The sequence below is a fragment of the Agromyces mediolanus genome, from assembly GCF_023715325.1.
GTDB classification, from domain to species: domain Bacteria; phylum Actinomycetota; class Actinomycetes; order Actinomycetales; family Microbacteriaceae; genus Agromyces; species Agromyces mediolanus_A.
The window spans coordinates 1-21,790 of record NZ_JAMBNX010000007.1 but is presented as its reverse complement, the minus strand read 5'-3'; the positions used below and the strand labels follow the sequence as shown (position 1 = coordinate 21,790).

Sequence of the window (21,790 nt, the reverse complement as noted above, 5' to 3'; positions counted from 1 at the left end):
GTGGATGGTGTTCGGAGATCCGCGGAGTGATGCCGATCGGGGCCGATTCCATCTGTGCACACCGTGTGGGAATCGCCGACGGGACACTGAACGGCGTACTGGGACGAATCACGGTTGTGCACAGGCCGAGGCTGCGTCTCAACAGCTCGGGGCCGGTTGCTCGTTAACAATCCACAGGCTTTCCACAATTGTGGGGAACGCCTCGAACGACCCGCAGAACGCCGCGTGCGCGCGCCCCCAGGCATCCGTCGAGCGCGCCGCGACGCCCGGAAACTCAGCGGTAGCGCGCGGTCTGCTTGATCCGGGCGGTGAGCTCGGTGACCTGGTTGTAGATCGATCGGCGCTCCTTCATGAGCTCCGAGATCTTCTTGTTCGCGTACATGACGGTGGTGTGATCGCGGTTGCCGAAGAGCTGACCGATCTTCGGCAGGGACAGGCTGGTCAGCTCGCGGCAGAGGTACATCGCGATCTGCCGGGCCGTCGCGACCGCCTGCGAGCGACTCGAGCCGTACAGGTCGTCGACCGTGAGCTTGAAGTAGTCGGCCGTCGCCGTGATGATGTCGACCGGCGCGATGACGTTGTCGGAGTCGTCGGTGATGAGGTCCTTCAGCACCGTCTGCACGAGCGGCATGTCGACCGGCGTGCGGTTCAGACTTGCGAAGGCCGTGACGCGGATCAAGGTGCCCTCGAGCTCACGGATGTTGCTCGACACCTTCGAGGCCATGTACTCGAGGATGTCGTCGGGCACCTGCAGCCGCTCCGACTGCGCCTTCTTGCGGAGGATCGCGATGCGGGTCTCGAGGTCGGGCGCCTGCACATCGGTGATGAGCCCCCACTCGAAGCGGCTTCGCATGCGGTCCTCGAACCCGGTGAGGTGCTTCGGCGGCACGTCGCTCGTGATCACGACCTGCTTGTTGTGGTCGTGCAGGGTGTTGAACGTGTGGAAGAACGCCTCCTGCGTCTCCGCCTTGCCCTGCAGGAACTGGATGTCGTCGATCAGCAGGATGTCGATGTTGCGATACCGCTGCTGGAAGAGCGAGCCGCGGTTGTTCGCGATCGAGTTGATGAAGTCGTTCGTGAACTCCTCGCTCGACACATAGCGCACGCGGATGCCGGGATAGAGGCTCATCGCGTAGTGCCCGATGGCGTGCAGGAGGTGCGTCTTGCCGAGTCCGGAGTCGCCGTAGATGAAGAGCGGGTTGTACGCCTTGGCCGGCGCCTCCGCCACGGCGACGGCGGCCGCGTGCGCGAAGCGGTTCGACTGACCGATGACGAAGCTGTCGAAGGAGTACTTCGGGTTCAGCCGCGAGTCGCGGGGGCGGTCCTGCGGGGAGCTCTCGAAGACGGCCGGCGGGGCGGCATGGAGCTCGACGGGTTCCGCGTACTCGTCCCCCGCGCTCTGCAAGTCGGCCGGTCGCACCTCTTCGAGCTCCGGATTGACGACGACGTAGAAGGACGTGACGGGTGACGGCACGTCGAGTTCGGACATCGCGGCGAGCAGCGGCACTCGCATGCGCTGGTTCAGCATGCTCGCGGTGAACTCGTTCGGCACCTCGAGGTAGAACGTGCCGGCGGCGATGCCCTTCGGCTCGACGAGGTTCAGGAAGCCCTGCAGCATGGGGGTGATCGCGTCGTCCTGCGAGAGTCGCTCGAGCACCGTCGCCCACGTCTCGGAAATGGGCTGTTCCGTCATTGCTCCCCGCAATCTGCCGCATTCGGCTGAGCGCCGTCGATCGAACGCACTCTCCGGTCCCCCTCCGGAGCGCGAAACGGCGCCAGGCGAATTGTTCACAATGTTGTCCACCGCCTGTGAGCAGATCGGCCGGAAACCCGATGATTCCGCGTTCGAGGCTGGGGATAACTGGTCACTCACGCTAGCGAATGGATGTGCCGCCGACAAATGCCGCGAACGGGATTCGACGGCCCCGGCGTGTCGATCCTCAGCGCTCGCGCAGGATGGCGGGATACTGTGTGGTTCGATCGCCGAAAGTCTCGGGCGTGGTCGGTTTGACCCCGGCGCGTCGAGGCCGTAGTTTTAATAGGTTGACCGCCGCCCTTTGGGCACCCAGTTTTCCCGCAGACGCACCGTTGACGCGTCGCGAGGAGAGTCCGACAGCCGGAGAGAAGAATGAGCAAGCGTACCTTCCAGCCCAACAACCGTCGTCGTGCCAAGAAGCACGGCTTCCGTCTGCGCATGCGCACCCGTGCCGGCCGCGCCATCCTGGCCGCTCGTCGTCGCAAGGGCCGCACCGAGCTCTCCGCGTAGTTCTTCCGGTGCTCGCCAAAGCCAATCGCCTCACGAGCGCCGATGACTATCGAGTCGTCGTGCGCCGTGGAGCGAAGGCGGTCGGCCCGCACACCGTGAGCTATCTGCGCTCACGCGAACCGGGATCGGCGCCGCGCTTCGGCTTCATCGTCTCGAAGAAGGTCGGCACCGCGGTGCGACGCAACCTCGTGAGACGCCGCCTCAAGGCGGCATGTTCCGAGCTCGTCGCCAGCGGTGCCGTCGGCGTAGACATGGTGGTGCGAGCACTCCCGACCGCGGCCGATGCCGACTGGGCGTCGTTGCGTGCGGAGGTCCTCTCGGCGTACGAGCGCCGGGGCCATCGCGTCGCAGCCCAGGCATCCGCTCCCTCCCGAGACGTGTGACATGCGAAACCTTGCGCGATTCGTGCTGCTGCTCCCCCGCAACGCCGGGGTCCTGCTGCTCCGCGGCTACCGCGCGCTGATCTCGCCGCTCTACGGCGACGTCTGCCGGTACTACCCATCCTGCTCGGCCTACGGACTCGGGTCGGTTCAACAACGCGGCCTCGTCGTCGGGTCGGCGCTCACCGCGTGGCGCATCCTTCGCTGTAATCCATGGTCGGCCGGAGGCATCGACGAGGTGCGTGCCGCCCGCCACGATCGCGATCGCATCACCCGCTTCGGGTGGGTCGTCCCCGCCGGCATGTTCCCGAAGGCCGAGGCCGCCGCCGAGGCGGCACGCCGGGCCCACGTGCTCGAGCACCTCCGCGTCGACGAAGCCGCGGCGGCCCAGTCGGCAGTCTCCGTTTCCGCAGTTCTCCGCACGCCGGCCCTCGGCGCCGCCGCGCTCGCGACCTCTTCCTCCACCTCGTCCCGGAAGGACTGATCCTTGGATCTCATCGGCACGCTCCTCTGGCCCATCAAATGGGCCATCGAGCTGATTCTCGTGGCGTTCCACTGGCTGTGGACCGCCATCGGCATGGACCCCGACGCGGGGGTCACCTGGGTGCTGTCGATCGTCGGCCTGGTCATCGTCGTCCGTGCCGCGCTCATCCCGATCTTCGTCAAGCAGATCAAGAGCCAGCGGCGCATGCTCGAGGTGGCGCCGCAGCTCAAGAAGATCCAGGACAAGTACAAGGGCAAGAAGGACCAGTTCTCCCGCGAGGCCATGTCGCGCGAGACCATGGACCTCTACAAGCGCACGGGCACCAACCCGCTGTCGTCCTGCCTCCCCCTCCTGCTGCAGATGCCGATCTTCTTCGGCCTGTTCTCGGTGCTGAACGACGCGCAGCACGACAAGGCCGGCGTCGGCCTGTTCACCCAGCAGCTCGCGAATTCGTTCGCCAACGCCGAGTTCTTCGGCGCGCCGCTGAAGTCCACCTTCATCGGCGAGTGGAACAACATGACGGCAGGGCAGCCGTTCAGCCTCTCGGTGATGCTGATCGCGCTCACCATGATCGTGCTGATGACGGCCTCGCAGTTCATCACCCAGCTCCAGATCGTCTCGAAGAACATGTCGCCGGAGACCAAGGCGAGCCCGATGTTCCGTCAGCAGCGCATCCTGCTGTACCTGCTCCCCCTCGTGTTCGCCTTCTCGGGTGTGGCCTTCCCCCTCGGCGTCATGTTCTACTGGCTCGTCTCGAACTTCTGGACCATGGGCCAGCAGTTCGTCGTGATCCGCAATATGCCGACCCCGGGTAGCGAGGCGGCGAAGGCTCGCGAGGCTCGCCTCGCGAAGAAGGGCAAGCTCGTCGCCCCTGATGCTCCGGCGATCGAGGCTGAGGAGCAGGCGAAGCCGAAGACCACGCAGCGCCAGCAGCCCATCAACAAGTCGCGCGCGAAGAAGCAGGGTGGAAAGTGACCGACATGACCGACGTGAAGCAGGATCAGGACACCGAGGAGCGCACCCTCTCTCAGATCGAGGAAGAGGGCGACATCGCGGCCGACTACATCGAGGAGCTCCTCGATATCTGCGATCTCGATGGCGACATCGACATCGATGCCCGCAACGGGCGGGCCTACGTCTCGGTCAACGCCGGTGACGACGCGAACCTCGAGCTCCTCTCGAAGCCCGATACGGTCAACGCCCTCCAGGAGCTCACGCGTCTCGCGGTGCAGAGCCGCACTGGAGCGTTCTCGCGCCTGATCCTCGACATCGGTGGTTCGCGTGATGCGCGTCGCACTGAGCTGGCGGCCCTGGTCTCCCGCGCGGCCGAGCGGATCGAGGGTGGCGCGGCGGAGGCCGCCCTTCCGCCCATGTCGTCGTACGAGCGCAAGCTGGTTCACGATCTCGTGGCCGAGCGGGGCCTGCACTCGGCATCCCGTGGCGAGGGCGCCGACCGTCATACGGTCATCACTCGCGTCGGCTAAGCGCCGACGTGGCGGATGTTTCACGTGAAACGATGATCGAGAATCTCGAGCCGGAACCGGCCTTCGCCGCGGAGCTCTTCGGCGAGACCGCTGGGAAGGCCCGGGCGTTCACCGAGGCGCTGGCGAAGCACGGTGAGGAGCTCGGCCTGATCGGCCCCCTCGAGTTGCCGCGTCTGTGGACCCGCCACATCATCAACAGCGGCCTTGTGGCGCCGTTGCTGCGGCCGGGGCGCGTGGGTGATGTCGGATCGGGCGCCGGACTGCCGGGCCTGGTGCTCGCCATCGCGCGCCCGGACGTCTCGTTCACCCTCATCGAACCGATGGAGCGTCGGGTGGCCTGGCTGGAGCAGCAGGCCGCGGAGCTCGAGCTGACGAACGTCACCGTGTTACGGGCGCGGGCGGAAGACGCCAAACTCAAGGGCGAGCTCGACCAGGTGACTGCCCGAGCGGTGAGCGCGCTGCGCACGCTGATTCCCCTCACCGCTCCCCTGCTGAAGCCCGGCGGTGAACTCGTCCTCATGAAGGGCGCCAGCGTCGAGCAGGAAATCGCCGGTGCGGAGAAGGCGATGCGCAAATTCCACCTCCGCGACCCCGAGGTACTCGTGCTCGGCGAAGGCAAGGTCGACGAGCGCGAAGTGACTCGAGTGTTCCGCGCCACGGTCGCCAAGGGCTGATCCGAGCGAGCCACTCCCCCATTGCTCTGCCGTGCTGTGTGCGGAGAGGGTTCGTTGGACCGCCGTCAAGCGGTCTCGGCGGGCGGGTGGATGCGTGCGTGGTGCGGCGTGGCCGAGGGTTTCACGTGAAACGGTTCTAGTCCGCGCTGGAGTGGGTAGCTGTGCCGATGCCGCGGCGTCGGGCGCTCTCGTCCATGGGTGCGGTAGTCAGGAGGCGGAGTTCGCCGCCTGGCTGCGTCGGAATGCGGGAGCGGGTCTTCGCGTGCGCGTTTCAGCTGCTACCGCACTGCCCTGCTTGGCCTGCCGCGTCTTCGTTCCGTGGGGGTTGCGGTGGCGTCGTTGGTCATTCTTGTGCTGGAGCGGTGCGGGTGGCTGGGCGGCGTGGGTGGCTGGGGCGGCTGGGCGGCTGGGGTGGCTGGGGCGGCTGGGGTGGCGCGGCTGGCCGGGGTGGCGCGGGAGGTTGGGGCGCCAGCCAGCATGCGTTTCACGTGAAACGTGGTGGCCCTGGTCACTCTCGTGCGCCCGGAGGAGTGACTGGCCGCGGTGCGCTGATTCGCGTTGAGGGCGGGAGGGGGGAACTCGGTGTCCCCCGACGAGTGCCCGGTGCTTCGGCGAGCGACTCCGAAAGCCGTGGCCGGCACCACGATCACCACACGTTCGTGGCGGCGTGCAGACATATCACGTGAAACACCACACCGGCCCCTCCTTCGCATTGCTTGCTCGGCCGCTTGCGGACACTGACCGATCCTGTGCTCGGGAGCTGGGTGGTGGTTCTCGGTAGGGGGCCTGCCTGGCGCTGGTCAGCGTGGACCTCGCTCGCCGATCACGAGCAGAGCATGCGAGTGCGCCGCCGAGATTGGAGCGCTGACTGGCGATCGGCGACGGTCAACCCTTCCTCGAGGCTGCCCAGCGACAGGTTCGCGTCGGGCCGGCGGGCGCGGGTGTGGGCGATCTATCGCCACCCGCTCTTGCCCTCGGCTCATGAGGTCTGCCTCGCGCTCGTCCCCCGTCTTCCTGGTGCGCGATCTGCCCGTCAGGAGGAGGGCAGCTCTTGCAAGAGTGGGCCTTCGGGCGTTTCACGTGAAACATCACCTGGCGATGCTTTCGCGTGAGCGGGCGCGAACCCTACGGGCGGCGGCCGCAAGTGTGGGGCAGCCGTTGCCGTCCGCTCTCGCCTTCGGCTCATGTGGTCTGCCTCGAGTTTGTCGTCCGGGGTCCTGGTGCAGATCCAGTCTGGCGTGGGCGACCTCCCCGCCTGAAAGAGGGCAGCTCGTGGCAAGAGCGGGCCTTCGGGCGTTTCACGTGAAACCTCATCTGGCGCTGGCTTTCGCGTGAGCGGGCGCGAACCCGACGGGCGGCGGGCGCCGGTGTTGGGCCAGCTGTTGCCGTCCGCTGTCACCCACGACTCGTGGGGGCCTGCCTCGCGCTCGTCGCCCGGGTTCCTGGTGCAGATCCAGTCCGGCGTATGCGAGCTCTCCGTCAGGAGGGGGGCTCCTGGCAAGAGTGGGCCTTCGGGCGTTTCACGTGAAACATCACCTGGCGGTGCTTTCGCGTGAGTGGGCGCGAACCCTACGGGCGGCGGGCGCCGGTGTTGGGCCAGCTATTGCCGTCCGCTCTCGCCCACGATCCGTGGGGGGTCTGCCTCGCGCTGGTCGTTCGGGTTCCTTGGTGCCAGATCCAATCGGCGTGGGCGAGCCTGCCGCCAGGAGGGTGGCATCTCCGGGCGAGAGGGGGGAACCGGGCGTTTCACGTGAAGCATCAGCCAGCGATCGCTTCTCGTGAGCGGGCGTGGAGCAGTGCGTTCGCGTGCACCGACCGTCGCCCGTACCGGCCGGTGGTTCGGGCCCGGCTACCTCACGTTCGTCGGCGCGAAGGCTCGTCGGATAGCCAGAGGGGACTGCACGAGATCCCGTCCCGGGGAAGGTCGCATCCATCGACAAGCAGGCGGTTCAGATGTTTCACGTGAAACGCTCGTCCGCATCTGTCCACAATTGCCCTGGGCTGCTCACAATCCCACCCTTCACCTCCCTGGCGGGGGCGCAGACGGTTAGGCTTGGGAGGGTCGTCGTTGAGCTTCAACGCCGGCCGATTGATGGGTACGAGATCGAGTTTCGGGAGTCACGCCATATGGCACAAAGCGGGGGTCGCGGCTGGTTCCGTCGCCGCACCCACGCCGACGGCCAGCATGACGATCATGACGGTCAGCTGGAACACCCCGCTCCCCCGGTAGCCGACGCGTCGGGGCTTCTCCATGATGAGGGCGATCCGATTCGCGAAGCTGCTGCTGCCGACGACGGGGCCGATTCCGCATCTTCGAGTGTCTCCGATGCGCAGCACGCCGAGCGACAAGGGCCCGACTTGGCTCAACCGGTTGCGGGTGGGGTCTCCCCCGCGTCGTCTGATGTACCGAAGAGCCTTCAGCCTCGCGTCGATTGGGATGCAGTGACCGCGGCTGCGCTTGCAGACGACACTGCTGCCGGCCAGCTTCCCGCCCCTCCTCGGCAGTCTGCAGACCCGATGCTCGAGGACATCATCCGTGAGATCGTCGGCGATGCCGCGGTCGACACGGTCGAGTCGCTGCAGCCGCGCGCGGCGAACCCCTCCTCGGCGCCTGGCGGCGAGGCCGTGTCGAACGCAGAAGGGTCGGTACCGCCCGAGCTCGGCTCGACTGCGGCGCAGATTCCGGGTTCCACACCGATGGGGTCCTCCGAGGGATCGGTTGCTCCTCGATCGGGCGCAGAGGACGAAGCGTCCGGCACGCCGGACTCGGCGCCTCGTGCTGCCACGCAGGCGACGGTCGCTCCGACTCCGCCGACGCAGGTGACGGTCGCTCCCACTCTCCCGACGCAGGCCGGGGTCGCTTCCACTCCCCCGACGCAGGCCGGGGTCGCTCCGGCCCCTCCCACGCAGGCGGCGGTCGCTCCCACTCCCCCGACGCAGGCCGGGGTCGCTCCGGCCCCTCCCACGCAGGCGGCGGTGGCCCCCGCTCCCCAGACACAGGAAGCCCCTGAGCCGAACGTCACCGCCGACGAAGTCGAGCGCGACGTCGCTCCCGTCGGCGAGGACATCGACGACGAAGCCGCGCTCGACGAGGCATCCGAGTCGAGTGGGAGTGGCGACGCCGATCTGCATACTGGACCTACGACCAACACCGAGCAGCTCAGACTCGCGATCTCCGGCGCGCTCGATCGAAGCCTGGGTCCCGCGCCCGTGCGTGTTCCAGACGCCGTCGTCGATGCCGCGTCAGAGGCGAGCGGCAGCGAGGCCGCACCTGCTTCGATGATCGTGCCTGTCGAGCCCGCCCGTCCGGACGGCGCTGAGATCCTCGAGGCCCTTGACGACCACACCGTGGACGGCGCTGAGCCGACCACCACCCGCGATGTTTCACGTGAAACATCGATCATCTCTGGAGGAACTCCCCTGGCAGACGCATTGGCCGACGAGACCCGACGTCGGATCGCACTTGAAGAGGCGGTGCTCCCGCTTCCCCCGCAGACTCGGGTGCTCACGATCTCGAACCAGAAGGGTGGCGTCGGCAAGACGACCACGGCCGTCAACCTCGCCGCTGCGCTGGCTCGGGCTGGTGCCAAGGTGCTCGTGATCGACCTCGATCCGCAGGGCAACGCCTCGACCGCGCTGGGGGTCGACCACCGCTCCGAACAGCGCAGCGTGTATGAGGTCCTCGTGTCAGACCTCGCACTCAGCGAAGTCATCCGGTCCTCCACCGAGCACGAAATGCTCGACTGCGTGCCCGCGACCATCCATCTTGCGGGCGCCGAGATCGAACTCGTCTCCCTGGTTGCGCGGGAACAGCGGCTGCGGCGTGCCCTCGACGCTCACCTCGCGACCATGGAGCGCCCATACGACTACGTCTTCATCGATTGCCCGCCGTCGCTGGGGTTGCTCACGATCAACGCCTTCGTCGCGGCGCGGGAAGTCCTGATCCCGATTCAGTGCGAGTACTACGCCCTCGAGGGACTCTCGCAGCTGCTCAGCAACATCGAGCTGATCGAAAAGCACCTGAACCCGGAACTGCGGCTTTCGACGATCCTGCTCACCATGTACGACTCCCGCACGAACCTCGCACAGCAGGTCGCGCAGGAGGTGCGCAACCACTTCCCCACCCAGACCCTGCAGACGATCATCCCGCGCTCCGTTCGCGTCTCCGAAGCGCCGAGCTACGGCCAGAGCGTGATCAGCTACGACTTCGGGTCCACCGGCTCCCTCTCGTATCGTGAGGCGGCCGCGGAGATCGCAAAGCGGGGCGCCGCAAAGGCCGGCGCATCGAACAAGGAGCACCACTGATGGCGAGCAAGCGCACCGGACTCGGACGCGGAATCGGCGCACTGATTCCCACTGGTGACGAAGCGCCGAAGGCGAATCGTCCCGTCGACGTCTTCTTCCCCGACTCGTCTGAAAGCTCGAAAGCCACCGCCATTGGGGCGGTCGAACAGGCCGCCTCTGCGGAGGGACTCCTGACGGTTCCGGGTGCTCGTCTCGCTCGGCTCGATCCGAACACGATCGTTCCGAACGCGAACCAGCCTCGTAGCGTCTTCGACGCGGAAGACCTCGCCGAGCTGGTCCACAGCATCCGAGAGTTCGGCGTCCTGCAGCCGATCGTGGTGCGCCCCCACCCCACCGACGCGGGCAAGTACGAGCTCGTCATGGGCGAGCGGCGACTTCGTGCCACGAAAGCGGCCGGCCTCGAGACCATCCCCGCGGTGGTCAAAGACACCGCAGATGACGCGATGCTCCGCGACGCGCTGCTCGAGAACCTGCACCGCTCGCAGCTGAACCCGCTCGAAGAGGCATCCGCTTACCAGCAGCTTCTGGCCGACTTCTCGATCACACAGGAAGAGCTCGCGAGCCGCATCGGACGATCGCGACCTCAGATCTCGAACACTCTCCGTCTCCTCAAGCTGCCGGAGGCCGTGCAGCTGAGGGTTGCCGCCGGGGTGCTGAGCGCCGGCCACGCGCGGGCCATTCTCGCGATGCCCGATGCGGAGTCCATGCAGAAGCTGGCCGACAAGATCGTCAACGAAGATCTGTCCGTTCGGCAGGCCGAAGCGATCGCTGCGTCCGCGCCGAAGCCGAATCGTGTCAAGCCGGCCGCCGGCAAGCGCCAGGAGTTCCTCGATGACCTCGCCGTACGGCTCGGCGATCGCCTGAACACCCGGGTCAAGATCGCTCTTGGAGCCCGAAAGGGCCAGATCAGCATCGATTTCGCAACGGTTCAAGACCTGCGCAGGATTCTCACGGATCTTGGCGAAGAGCTCGAAGGCGTCTGAGCGTCACGATCTCGAACGCGGCGATCCGGAGCAGCCGATCGAGACCGCAGGATCGTTCCTGACGAACTGAAACGGCCCGGTTTCGACATCGAAACCGGGCCGTTTCGCGCTCGGCCGCAGTGTGCGCGACGAGGCGGAGCCTGGGTCAGCCGCGAGCGATCGCGGTGCGCACGAGATCCGAGTACAGTGCGGCCGTTTCGAGACCGGCGGCTTCGGCCGCGAGCGGCAGGAGCGAGGTCTCGGTGAGTCCGGGGAGCACGTTCGCCTCGAGGAACCAGGGCGTGCCGCGGTCGTCGACGATGAGATCGACCCGGGAGATGTCCCGAAGGCCGAGTTCGAGATGCGCGCGGATCGCGACAGCCTCCACCTCGCCGAGCACCTCGGGCGACAAGCGAGCCGGCACGTAGAACGTGGTCTCACCCGCGTTGTACCGCGCGTCGAAACTGTAGACCCCGGCGGTCGGCACGATCTCGACCGGCGGCAGGGCACGCGGACCCTCCCCCGTGTCGACGATCGAGACGGCGAGCTCGGTGCCGATGATGCGCTGCTCGACGATGGCGACGTCCGCGTAGGTGAACGCCTCGACCATGGCGCGCGGAAGCCCATCCGGCTCGGTCACGACCGTCACGCCCTGTGCCGAACCGCCGGATGCCGGCTTCACGACGAGGGGGCCGGGCAGCGCGTTCCGCACGACCTCGAGCACGCTCGCCGCGCCGAGCTCGCGGAACGATTCGTGCGACAGCACGATCGACTCCGGCACCGGGAGACCAGCCGCCTGCACGATCGAGCTCGCGGCGGGCTTCGACCAGGCCAGGCGCGCCGCCTCTGCCGCGGAGCCGACAGCGGGGATGCCGAGGGCGGCGAGGAGCTCGAGGAGCGCGCCGTCCTCACCGCTCGAACCGTGCAACGCGGGGAAGATCGCATCCGGCCGGTGCTCGGCGAGGAAGGGCAACAGCGAGGCATCCGGATCCCGAAGAACGACCCGGTGACCCGCCTCCGTGAGCGCATCGGCGACGCGGCGGCCGGAGCGCAGCGACACATCGCGCTCATGGGAGATGCCGCCCGCGAGGACGACGACGGTGAGTGCTCCGGATTCGGTCATGATCTGGGGTTTCTCCGATCGGATCAGGTCGGCTGCGGCATCCGCGGCCATGGAACCGGACAATATGGTTACGGCGCTACTTGAGGTCGCTCGGCGGGGCGGACTCGATTCCCGGCGTCGGCGGCAGCTGCAGCGTACCGGTGCCGGCGAAGGTGTCGAGGAGGTCGAGCTCGCCGTTGATGACCGTCGCGAGACGGCGGATGCCGAGGCGGATCGCCTCCGGCGTCGGGTAGCAGTAGGACAGCCGCATCGCGTGCCGGCCGCGGCCGTCGGCGAAGAACGCGGTTCCCGGCGTGTAGGCGACGAGTTCGCGCACGGCGCGCGGCAGCATCTGCTTCGAGTCGAGGACGTCCGGCATCGTGACCCACACGTAGAAGCCGCCGTTCGGATTCGTCCAGCGCAGCTGCGGCAGGTGCTCACCGAGGGCGTCGATCATGGCGTCCTTGCGCTCGCGGTAGACGCCGCGGAAGGTGTCGATCTGTGCGCGCCAATCGGCTGTGGAGAGGTACTCCGCCACGACGAGCTGGCTGAATGAGGATGGCGAGAGGATCGCCGACTCGGCGGCGAGGATGAGCTTCTCGCGGATCGCGTGCGGCGCGAGGGCCCAGCCCACGCGGAACCCGGGCGCGAGCGTCTTCGAGAAGGAGCCGAGGTAGATGACGCCCTCGGGGTCCATGGAGCGCAGCGCGTTCGGCGCCGGCTCGTCGAAGTGCAGCAGACCGTAGGGATTGTCCTCGAGGACGAGGATCTCGTTCTGACGGCAGATCTCGAGGATCTCGGGGCGGCGTTCGGCCGAGAGGGTGACTCCCGCCGGGTTGTGGAAGTTCGGGATCGTGTAGAGGAACTTGATGCGCCGACCCTGGCTGCGCAGGAAGCCGATCGTCTCGCGCAGGGCTTCCGGGATGAGCCCGTCGTCGTCGGTCGCGACGTGCACGACCGCCGCCTGGTACGAGCGGAACACGCCGAGCGCGCCGACGTACGACGGAGCCTCGGCGAGCACCACGTCGCCCGGGTCGAGGAACAGCTTCGCGACGAAGTCGAGCGCCTGCTGCGAACCCGTCGAGGTGACGACGTCGTCGACGGACGCCCCGCGGATGCCCTCCAACGACATGACGTCGAGGATGTGCTCGCGGAGCGCCGGGACGCCGGCTCCCCCGCCGTACTGGAGGGCGGTCGGGCCCTGCTCACGCATGACTCGGTCCATCGAGGAGGTGATGAGGTCCTCGGGGAGCGCCGAAACGAACGGCATGCCGCCGGCGAGCGAGACCACTTCGGGCCGCGACGCGACGGCGAACAGAGCTCGAACCTCGGATGCGGCGAAGCCGGCGGCTCGCTCGGCGTAGTTCGCATACCAGGGGTCGAGGTTGTTGCCGGTCCGCTCGGGGACGCCGTCAGTGCTCACGTGCCATCCGTTCTGTTCAGGGTTCTCATGCTAGTCATCGGTGGGTGGCCTCGAAGACCGCGTGACGCGCTCGCTCGCCGCGGAGAACTCAGGAAGGCATCGGCCGCGGGGCCCGGAATCTCGCGGATGCCGCGAATCCTCGTCAGGCATAACCGCCACTTGTTCCTGAGTTGTGTGAGGCGGGGGGCGAGGGGGAACGCGAAGGACCCGCCCGGCGGGTGCCGGGCGGGTCCTTGGGTCGTTCGAGGATGCCGGCTACTGGAGGTAGGCGGCGAGATCGGCCTCGAGGGCCGGCTTCGGCTTGGCGCCGACGAAGCTCTGCACGACCTCGCCCTGCTTGAAGACCTTGAACGCCGGGATGGCGGTGATCTGGTACTTCATGGCGAGCTGCGGGTTCTCGTCGACGTTGAGCTTCACGATGTCGATCTTGTCGGCGTGCTCGGTCGCGATCTGGTCGAGGATCGGGCTGACCGCGCGGCACGGGCCGCACCACTCGGCCCAGAAGTCGACGATGACGGGCTTCTCATTCTCGAGCACCTCGGCCTGGAAGGTGGCCTCGGTCACTGCACGTGCGGACATTGCTTTCTCTCCTTCGGTGAAACGCCTGGTGATCACGTCGAACGACGCGAAACCGGATGAACTGGTGTCGCTACTCGGCGACGGTCGCGAGCTCGGCCACTGGGGCAGGCTCCTCGGCCGCGTCGTCGAGTGCCGCGAGGTAGTGCTCGGCGTCGAGCGCCGCGACGGTGCCCGAGCCGGCGGCCGTGACGGCCTGCCGGTAGTGCGGGTCGATGACGTCGCCGGCGGCGAACACGCCCGGCACCGAGGTGCGCGAGGAGCGGCCGTCGACCGCGATCGTGCCCTCGGCGGTCAGATCGAGCTTGCCGTGCACCAGGTGCGTGCGCGGGTCGTTGCCGATCGCGACGAAGAGCCCGTCGAGGTCGAGCGCGCGCACCTCGCCGGTGACCGTGTCGCGCAGGCTCACGCCCGAGACCGCATCGGTACCGTGGATCGCGGCGATCTCGGCGTTCCAGATGAACTCGATCTTCTCGTTGTCGAAGGCACGCTGCTGCATGATCTTCGACGCCTTGAGCGAGTCGCGGCGGTGGATCACGTAGACCTTGTCGGCGAAGCGGGTGAGGAAGGTCGCCTCCTCCATCGCCGAGTCGCCGCCGCCGACCACCGCGATGGTCTTCTGGCGGAAGAAGAAGCCGTCGCACGTCGCGCACCACGACAGCCCGTGACCCGACAGGGTCGCCTCCTCGGGCAGGCCGAGCTTGCGGTAGGCCGAACCCGTGGCGTAGACGATGGCGCGCGCCTCTTCGACGCCGCCGTTGCCGAGCTTCACGCGCTTGACCGGACCGTCGAGCTCGAGCTCCACGACGTCGTCATAGACGATCTCGGTGCCGAACTTCTCGGCCTGCTCCTGCATCTTGGTCATGAGGTCGGGGCCCATGACCGCCTCGGGGAAGCCCGGGAAGTTCTCGACCTCGGTGGTGTTCATGAGCTCGCCGCCGATCTCGACGGAGCTCGCGATGAGCAGCGGTTTGAGCTCGGCGCGCGCGGCGTAGATGGCGGCGGTGAATCCGGCCGGGCCGGACCCGATGATGATGATGTCGCGCAAGGGGCGCTCCCTCGAGTGCTGTCGGTGAAAGCGGCATCCGACGGAAATCGGATGTCACGACGTGGTCAACACAGTCTAGGCGGCGGGTATTCCGCCCGAGGAGGCGACGAGCGGCGGATGCAGCGGGTGCTCAGCCTCGGCGGAGGCGCCGGAGCACCGGCTCTGCGAAGCCGCGGAGCTCCGGGGTGCGGATGAGCCAGAGCGTGCCGAGGTACGCGAGCGACATGACGATGCCGATGAGCGCCATCGAGACGATCGCAGGCACGAGCCCCGACATCGCGAAGCCGTCTTCCGAGATGCCGCCGAGCAGCACGAGCGCGACGAAGCCGACGATCACGGCGGGCACCGCACCGATCGTGTACCGCACGAAACTCGAGGTGATGTGCCAGCCGTCGATGCCGCCGAGCCGTCGGCGCAGCAGGATCGTCGCGAGGGTCACCTGGGCCACGCAGGCGAGCGAGGTGAGCAGGGCGATGCCGATGGCGATGAACTCGGGGAGCACGTTCAGCAGCAGCAGTGCGCCGCCCGAGAACAGCACGACCTGGAAGAGGGTGAAGAAGAACGGCGTCTTCGTGTCGCCGAGCGCGTAGAAGGTGCGCTGCACGATGAAGAGCATGCTGAACGGCAGCAGGCCGATCATGTACGCGACGACGACGTTGCCGAAGACGAGCTTGGTATCGAAGGATGCGCCGCTCACGAATGCGGTCGCGAAGGGGTAGCTGCAGAGCACGAGCACGATCGAGGCGAGCACGATGATGAGGCCGATCCCGCGCGTCGCGCTGGAGAAGTCGGCGCGCACGCGGTCGAGGTCGCCGATCGAAGCGTGCTCGCTCATGCGCGTGAAGTACGCGGTGGCGATCGAGACGGTGATGACCGAGTGCGGCAGCATGAAGAGGAGCCACGCGTTGCCGAGCGCCGCGACGGACGCCGAGCCCGGCCCGGACGCCCCGCCGACGACGTTCGTCTCGACGAGTCCCGCGAAGGTGGTGAGCAGCAGCATGCCGAAGGTCCAGCTCGCCATCCGGCCGGCGTCGCCGAGGCCGACCCCGCGCCAGCGGAAGTCCGGGCGGTAGCGGAGTCCGATGCGCCGCCAGAACCAGAACAGCACCACGGCCTGCACCGCGATGCCGAGCGAGGCCGAACCGGCCAGCACCGCGATCATCGCCGGGTCCCAGCTGCCGGCGTCGCGGAGGCCGTCGGGGTCACTCCCCCAGACGGCCATGAAGATCACGAGGCCGGCGATCGCGACCACGTTGTTGAGCACCGGCACCCACGTGAACGGTCCGAAGCTGCGGCGTGCGTTCAGCACCTCGCCGAGCAGGGTGTACAGCCCGTAGAAGAAGATCTGCGGCAAGCACCAGTAGGCGAAGAGCGTTGCGAGATCGCGGGTCGACTGGTCGAGCTTGATGCCGTAGAGCAGGGTGAGCAGCGGCGCCGCGAGGGTGGCGAGGAGCGTGATGCCGACGAGGATGACGAGGGCCAGCGTGAGCAGCCGGTTGATGTAGGCGCGGCCGCCGTCGGCGTGCAGTCCGGCGCGCACGATCTGCGGCACGAGCACCGCACTGAGCACCCCGCCGGCGACGACGACGTACACCGTGTTCGGCAGCTGGTTCGCGACGGCGAACGCATCGGCGCTCGCCCCGGTGATGCCGATCGCGCTCACGAGCACCGCGGCCTTCACGAACCCGAGGATCCGAGACACCACCGTGCCGGAGGCGAGGAAGAGGCTCGCGCGGCCGATGCGGTCGTCACTCATCGCGTGGGTCCTCGTCCTTCTGCGACGCGGCGCCGGGCTCCGGGTCGGCTTCGGCTTCGGCTTCGGCTTCCGGGTCGGCTTCGGCTTCGGCTTCGGATGCCTCGGCCGCGCGGGCCTTGCGGCGGCGGCGGATGTTCCGCCAGATGCCGATCCCGAAGAACAGCACGACGATCGTGGCGAGCACGGCTGCGCCGACACCCTCCCAGTCGGCCTGCACGTTGGCGGAGAGGTAGGTCGGGGAGCCGATCTCGACGCCTTCGTCGGAGAAGAGCGAGACCGTCAGCATGACCTCGCCGCTGCCGACCCCCGCGGCGACGGGGACGACGACGCTGGCGCGGGACTCCGGCTCGACGGTCACCGTCTGCCGGCCCTCGACGATCAGCCGTCCGTTGGAGGGGGCGACATCGACCTCGAGCGTGACCGCGTACGGCAGGGTGTTCTCCACCGTGGCGGGAACGCCCGACTCGCGGGAGATGACGTTGATGGTGCTCGACGGGACGACCGAGATGCCTGCGCGGGTCTGCACCTGCGCCGTGAGCCAGTCGTTCGCCGCGGACTGCCAGTCGTTGGGCGTGCGCGTCCAGCCGGCATCGAGGAGGGCGAGCAGATCGCGACGGGTGGGATCGGTCAGCTGACCGGGATCGTTCAGCGCGGTCGCGAACGACACGGTCTGCGCCTCCGAGTCGATCAGGCGCTGTACGGTTGCACGACGTTCGTCGGGCTCGGGCGAGCTCGCCAGGGTCCGTGCGACGGGCGGAGCGCCGATCGCATCGGACAGGCTGGCCGGTCGCGCCCACGCGACCGTCGCGAGCGCCTGGATCGTCGCCTCCACCCGGTCGGCGTTGCTCCCGCCGAGCCGGGCGAAGCTCGCGAGCAGCGAGCTCGCCGAGGCATCCTGTTCGGCGTAGGCCGCGAGCTCGGCCGCCAGCCGGCCCATCGCCTCGCGCCACTCCGCGTCGCTGGTCGACGCCGCAGCGGCACGGAGCGCCGCCGTCAGTCGCGCGTCGGCCACGACGGCGGTGCCGCCGTCGATCGAGCTCGCGGCGTTGCCCGGCACCGGCGATGCGGGCACCTCCTCGCCGTCCTCGTCGACCTCGGGGGCCGGCGGCTCGACGTTGCCGGGCGAGAGGAGACTCGTGGTGAGGCCGCCCGCGGCGAGCCAGGCGAGGTCGCCGGCGGCGACCGTGTCGTCCGCCGGCCACGCGATGTCCGCGCGGGTGTACGGCCACGACAGGAGCTGCTCGGTGGTGGGCACCTCGTCGACGGTGCCGTCGCCGTCGACATCACCGGGGGTGGGCGTCGGCGTGGACTCCTGGGTCAGTGCGCGGCCGTCGAGGCTGGCCGGGCCGGACACGGGCGCCTGGGTCGGCGGTGTGGCCGGCACCCCCGGCATGCCGTTCAGGAAGTCGGCGGGGTCGAGCACGTCGGCGAACGACTCGGGCTTCAGCCGGCCGGGCAGGCCGAGCTGGGACTGCACGGCGACGTCGGCGTCGGCGTAGGCGAGCGGGAACACGACATTGTCGACGGCGCCGAGACGGTCGAGCCAGGCCGTCGCCGACTCGGGTGCGCGAGCGCCGAGGACGCGGACCGAGGCGATGATGCGCGGGTCGACGCCGATCGCGACCGGGCGATCGGCGACGGCGTCCAGCTGGCGGCTGAGCAGACCGTCGGGGGCGGTCCAAGCCTCGAGCTGCTCCGCGTCGATGAGCCCGCCGGTGTCGTCGGGAACAGTGAGCGGGTAGGCGAGGGCGAGGCCGGGAGCCCCGGCGGACGCTGCGCGGGGAGCAGGGAACGCCGCGTCCTTCGTCGCCACCACGACGCCGTCGACGACGAGTTCCGCGCGAAGGCCGGTCACCGGGGCGGATGCATCGAGCGCCCCCGCGGGGATGCTGACCAGCACCTGGCTCGTGCCGCCGCTGACGACGCCCGGCGCCTGTGCCTCGCCCACCACGGTCGCGGTCGCCGCGACATCGCCGAGCCAGGCGTCGAGCGCGTCGGCATCGTTCGGCGTCTCGTCGGCGACGCTCAGCCGGATCACGCCCTGGCTGAGGAGCTCGGTCGAGCCGTTCGCGATCTCGACGCCGACCGTGGACGCGGCCGCGGGGTCGAGCACGAAGGCACCGGCGGGCGCGAGGTGCAGGGAGACGGCACCGGGGTCGCTCGCGGCCGCTGCGAGCGGCGCCGTCTCGCGCTCGACCGCGCCGACCGCGGTCGACGGGTCGGCCGGCGCCGACTGGACCGCCGCGGCGAGCGGCACGGCGGCGCCGATCGAGCTGAGAGCGACGACGCCGATGACGCCCGCCACGAGGGCGCGGCGGCGCGGTGTCGAGGTGGCCTGCCTGACGAGTCGGCGGAGTCGACGCGCAGGGTTCGACTCGGCCACCATGCACGCGATTCTACGGTGTACCGCAGGGTGGAACGTGGGCGGGAGCCGGGGGCTCCGGGCATCCGTCTCCCGCCACCGCGGCGCCCGTGTTGCGTACGATGGTCGGCATGCAGAGCGTGGCCGAGGCCCTCGATCGACTCGGCGAACTGGCCGCGTCGACGACCGTGTCGACCCTCTCCGCCGCGTTCGACCGCGCGGGCCACGAGCTCGCCCTCGTCGGCGGGCCGGTGCGTGACGCGTTCCTCGGCCGACCGGTGCACGACCTCGACTTCACGACCGATGCGACGCCCGAGCAGATCCTCGAGATCGTGAAGCCGATCTCCGACGCGCACTGGGACATCGGCCGCGACTTCGGCACGATCGGCGCTCGCGTCGCCGGCGAGACGGTCGAGATCACCACGTACCGCGCCGACAGTTACGACGGGCAGTCGCGCAAGCCCGAGGTCGTCTTCGGCGACTCGCTCGAGGGCGACCTCGTGCGTCGTGACTTCACGGTGAACTCCCTCGCCCTGCGGCTGCCGAGGATCGAGCTCGTCGATCCCTCCGGTGGCGTCGAGGACCTGCTCGCCGGCGTGCTCCGCACGCCCTCCGCCCCGCAGACCTCCTTCGGCGACGACCCCTTGCGCATGATGCGGGCGGCTCGCTTCGCCGCGCAGCTCGGCTTCGAGGTGGAGGAGTCGACGCTCGCCGCCCTCGAGGAGCTCGCCCCCGCGATCGACCGGATCTCGGCCGAGCGGGTGCGCGAGGAACTCTCGAAGCTGCTGCTCGCCGATCGCCCCGTGCCGGGCCTCCGCATCCTCGTGGACTCGGGGCTCGCGCAGCGCGTGCTGCCGGAGCTGCCCGCGCTGCGTCTCGAACGCGACGAGCACCACCGGCACAAGGACGTCTACGAGCACAGCCTGAAGGTGCTCGACCAGGCGATCGACTACGAGCGCGCGCGGGGCACGCTCGACTCCCCCGACCTCGTCGTCCGCCTCGCGGCGCTCCTGCACGACATCGGGAAGCCGGCGACCCGACGCCTCGAGCCCGGCGGCGCGGTCAGCTTCTACCACCACGACGTCGTCGGCGCGAAGCTCGCGAAGAAGCGGTTGCGGGAGCTGCGCTACGACAACGACACGATCGCGGCCGTGGCGCGGCTGATCGAGCTGCACCTGCGCTTCTTCGGGTACACCGACGGGGCGTGGAGCGACTCGGCGGTGCGCCGCTACGTGCGCGACGCCGGCACGCCGGAGCAGCTCGAACGGCTGCACATCCTCTCCCGCGCGGACGTGACGACGCGGAACAAGCGCAAGGCCGACATGCTCGCCTTCGCCTACGACGACCTCGAGCAGCGCATCGCCGAGCTCGCCGAGCAGGAGGAGCTCGCCGCGGTGCGCCCCGAGCTCGACGGCGAGCAGATCATGGCGGCGCTCGGCATCGGCCCCGGCCGCGAGGTCGGCGAGGCCTACCGCTTCCTGCTGGAGCTGCGGCTCGACGAGGGCCCGATCGGCGAGGATGCTGCGCGCGAGCGCCTGCTCGCCTGGTGGAGCGCCCGCGAGGCCTGAGCCCGCCGCGCTCCCGCGCTCACCGCGCTCCCGAGCTCCGCGCTCCCGCGCTCCGCGCTCCCGCGCTCCCCGCGCTCCCGCGCTCCCCGCGCTCACCGCGCTCCGCTCACCTCGCTCCGAGGGGGTCGAATCCCGACAATTCGGCCGCGCAGTGCTCACGTGGCGGTCGGAATACGACCCCCACGGAGGGGAGGCGGGAGGAGGGAAGCGGGAGGCCTCCACAGGGGCCGTCGACGGCGCGGTATCCACAGAGGTCGGTGCCCAGGGCTTCCGCGCCGAATCCGACTGCGATCGTCAACGGATGCTCGCATTCGAACCCCGGGAACCCGACGAGCTGCTGTTCTCCCGCCACGCCGACGCCGGCACCACCTCTTCGAGAACGCTGGAGCGGGATGCCTCGGACGGCCGCATCCACCGGATCAGACCCGGAGTGTTCGGCGCGCGAACGGCCTGGGCAGAGGCATCCGATCGCCGCCGGGCGATCCTGCGAACCGCAGCCGTCGTCGGAACCCGGCGCGATCGCGCAGTCCTCTCCCACGAGTCGGCGGCACTGCTCTGGGGGCTGCCCCGGCTCGGCCGCTGGCCAGAAGCCGTCGAGCTGGCCGACGCCCGCGGCACGACGCCCCGCTCGCGCAACGGCGTCGTCTGGCGTCGTACTCGGTTCGATCCGGACGAGGTCGTCGAGATCGATGGCTTCCTCGTCACTGGGCTGGGGCAGACGCTCATCGATATCGCGAGAACGCGAGACTTCGTGGGAGCGGTGGTCGCGCTCGATGCGGGGGTCTCGACGTTCCTGTGGAACGACGACCGGGTGGTCGCGCGCGGGGCCGGCCGGGGCGCGCTGCTGCATCGGCTCGATCGCGTCGGGAGCGCGCGGGGAGTGCGAGGCGCGCGGCGGGCCGTGGCATTCGCCGACGGGCGGTCGGAATCACCTGGCGAGTCGCTGAGCCGAGCCCGGATGCACGAACTGGGGTTCCCTCCCCCGAGGCTGCAGGTCGAGTTCCCTCGTGATTCGGGCGGATTCGACCGAGTGGACTTCGACTGGCCCGAGTTCGGCCTCTTCGGCGAGTTCGACGGGGATGCGAAGTACCTGGATGCCCGAATGCGCGCGGGACGGCCGATCGAGCGGGTCATCCTGGCCGAGAAGAAGCGAGCGGAACGGATCACGCGGCGGTGGGGCCGCAGGGAGGTTCGATGGGACTGGCGCACGGCGTGGTCGCCGGACCGGCTCCGGCGGTGCCTGTTGGAGGCCGGTCTGCCCATCGTGCGCGCCGACGGGGTCGGATCCCGACCGCGATGAGTGGAAACGGCGATGCGGATGTCGGGATTCGACCCCCTCGGCGGGGAGACGCGGGGGAAGGGGGCGCGGGGAGAGGGGGGCGCGGGGGACGGGGGGCGAG

Annotated in this window: 17 protein-coding genes; 10 read left to right on the top strand and 7 right to left on the bottom strand. The window is 69.0% G+C overall.

The features are described from left to right. Window positions 1-274: 274 nt before the first annotated feature. The gene (dnaA, locus tag M3147_RS12950) at window positions 275-1,693 is read right to left on the bottom strand and encodes a chromosomal replication initiator protein DnaA (protein WP_251203886.1); all 1,419 of its coding nucleotides are present in this window, start codon (window positions 1,691-1,693) and stop codon (window positions 275-277) included. Between the two features lie 435 nt (window positions 1,694-2,128). Between dnaA and rpmH the strand changes: the two genes are divergently transcribed. The 8 genes from rpmH (at window position 2,129) to M3147_RS12910 (ending at window position 10,576) form a co-directional block, all read left to right on the top strand. After that, a complete protein-coding gene (gene rpmH, locus M3147_RS12945) occupies window positions 2,129-2,266 on the top strand; it encodes a 50S ribosomal protein L34 (RefSeq protein WP_021010601.1) in 138 nt (45 codons plus the stop codon). Between the two features lie 8 nt (window positions 2,267-2,274). After that, window positions 2,275-2,649 carry a ribonuclease P protein component gene (rnpA, locus tag M3147_RS12940; RefSeq protein ID WP_251203885.1) on the top strand — a complete coding sequence of 125 codons (375 nt, stop codon included), beginning with the start codon at window positions 2,275-2,277 and terminating at the stop codon, window positions 2,647-2,649. Between the two features lies 1 nt (window position 2,650). Further along, the gene (yidD, locus tag M3147_RS19870; protein WP_439954200.1) at window positions 2,651-3,130 is read left to right on the top strand and encodes a membrane protein insertion efficiency factor YidD; all 480 of its coding nucleotides are present in this window, start codon (window positions 2,651-2,653) and stop codon (window positions 3,128-3,130) included. Between the two features lie 3 nt (window positions 3,131-3,133). After that, window positions 3,134-4,105 (top strand): membrane protein insertase YidC, encoded by a 972-nt coding sequence (gene yidC / locus M3147_RS12930; protein ID WP_251203884.1) that lies wholly within the window; start codon window positions 3,134-3,136, stop codon window positions 4,103-4,105. Window positions 4,106-4,110: 5 nt separating this feature from the next. Continuing rightward, on the top strand, window positions 4,111-4,614 hold the full coding sequence (locus M3147_RS12925) for a Jag family protein (RefSeq protein WP_251204079.1): 504 nt from the start codon (window positions 4,111-4,113) through the stop codon (window positions 4,612-4,614). A 32-nt stretch (window positions 4,615-4,646) separates the two neighbouring features. After that, window positions 4,647-5,288 carry a 16S rRNA (guanine(527)-N(7))-methyltransferase RsmG gene (rsmG, locus tag M3147_RS12920; protein WP_251203883.1) on the top strand — a complete coding sequence of 214 codons (642 nt, stop codon included), beginning with the start codon at window positions 4,647-4,649 and terminating at the stop codon, window positions 5,286-5,288. A 3,279-nt stretch (window positions 5,289-8,567) separates the two neighbouring features. Then, on the top strand, window positions 8,568-9,593 hold the full coding sequence (locus tag M3147_RS12915; protein ID WP_439954202.1) for an AAA family ATPase: 1,026 nt from the start codon (window positions 8,568-8,570) through the stop codon (window positions 9,591-9,593). Continuing rightward, window positions 9,593-10,576 (top strand): ParB/RepB/Spo0J family partition protein, encoded by a 984-nt coding sequence (locus M3147_RS12910; RefSeq protein ID WP_251203882.1) that lies wholly within the window; start codon window positions 9,593-9,595, stop codon window positions 10,574-10,576. The genes M3147_RS12915 and M3147_RS12910 overlap by 1 nt, the downstream gene beginning before the upstream one ends. A gap of 145 nt (window positions 10,577-10,721) precedes the next feature. Here the strand turns inward: M3147_RS12910 and M3147_RS12905 are convergent, their stop codons facing one another. From M3147_RS12905 to M3147_RS12880, 6 genes are all read right to left on the bottom strand, one after another. After that, complete coding sequence (locus tag M3147_RS12905) at window positions 10,722-11,678, bottom strand: D-alanine--D-alanine ligase family protein (RefSeq protein ID WP_251203881.1); 957 nt, start codon at window positions 11,676-11,678, stop codon at window positions 10,722-10,724. A gap of 76 nt (window positions 11,679-11,754) precedes the next feature. Then, a complete protein-coding gene (locus M3147_RS12900; RefSeq protein ID WP_251203880.1) occupies window positions 11,755-13,080 on the bottom strand; it encodes an aminotransferase-like domain-containing protein in 1,326 nt (441 codons plus the stop codon). Between the two features lie 255 nt (window positions 13,081-13,335). Then, window positions 13,336-13,659: a thioredoxin gene (gene trxA / locus M3147_RS12895; RefSeq protein WP_251203879.1), complete on the bottom strand. Its 324-nt coding sequence runs from the start codon at window positions 13,657-13,659 to the stop codon at window positions 13,336-13,338. Between the two features lie 70 nt (window positions 13,660-13,729). Continuing rightward, a complete protein-coding gene (trxB, locus tag M3147_RS12890) occupies window positions 13,730-14,704 on the bottom strand; it encodes a thioredoxin-disulfide reductase (protein WP_251203878.1) in 975 nt (324 codons plus the stop codon). Between the two features lie 130 nt (window positions 14,705-14,834). Further along, window positions 14,835-16,460, bottom strand: coding sequence for a murein biosynthesis integral membrane protein MurJ (gene murJ, locus M3147_RS12885; protein WP_251203877.1), 1,626 nt, complete (start codon window positions 16,458-16,460; stop codon window positions 14,835-14,837). Beyond that, on the bottom strand, window positions 16,453-18,846 hold the full coding sequence (locus tag M3147_RS12880) for a DUF6049 family protein (RefSeq protein ID WP_251203876.1): 2,394 nt from the start codon (window positions 18,844-18,846) through the stop codon (window positions 16,453-16,455). Before M3147_RS12880 ends, murJ begins: the two co-directional genes overlap by 8 nt. 107 nt (window positions 18,847-18,953) lie before the next feature. Between M3147_RS12880 and M3147_RS12875 the strand changes: the two genes are divergently transcribed. Next, window positions 18,954-20,390, top strand: a complete 1,437-nt coding sequence (locus M3147_RS12875; protein ID WP_251203875.1) for a CCA tRNA nucleotidyltransferase — start codon at window positions 18,954-18,956, stop codon at window positions 20,388-20,390. Window positions 20,391-20,691: 301 nt separating this feature from the next. Then, window positions 20,692-21,690, top strand: a complete 999-nt coding sequence (locus M3147_RS12870) for a hypothetical protein (RefSeq protein WP_251203874.1) — start codon at window positions 20,692-20,694, stop codon at window positions 21,688-21,690. Window positions 21,691-21,790 lie beyond the last annotated feature (100 nt).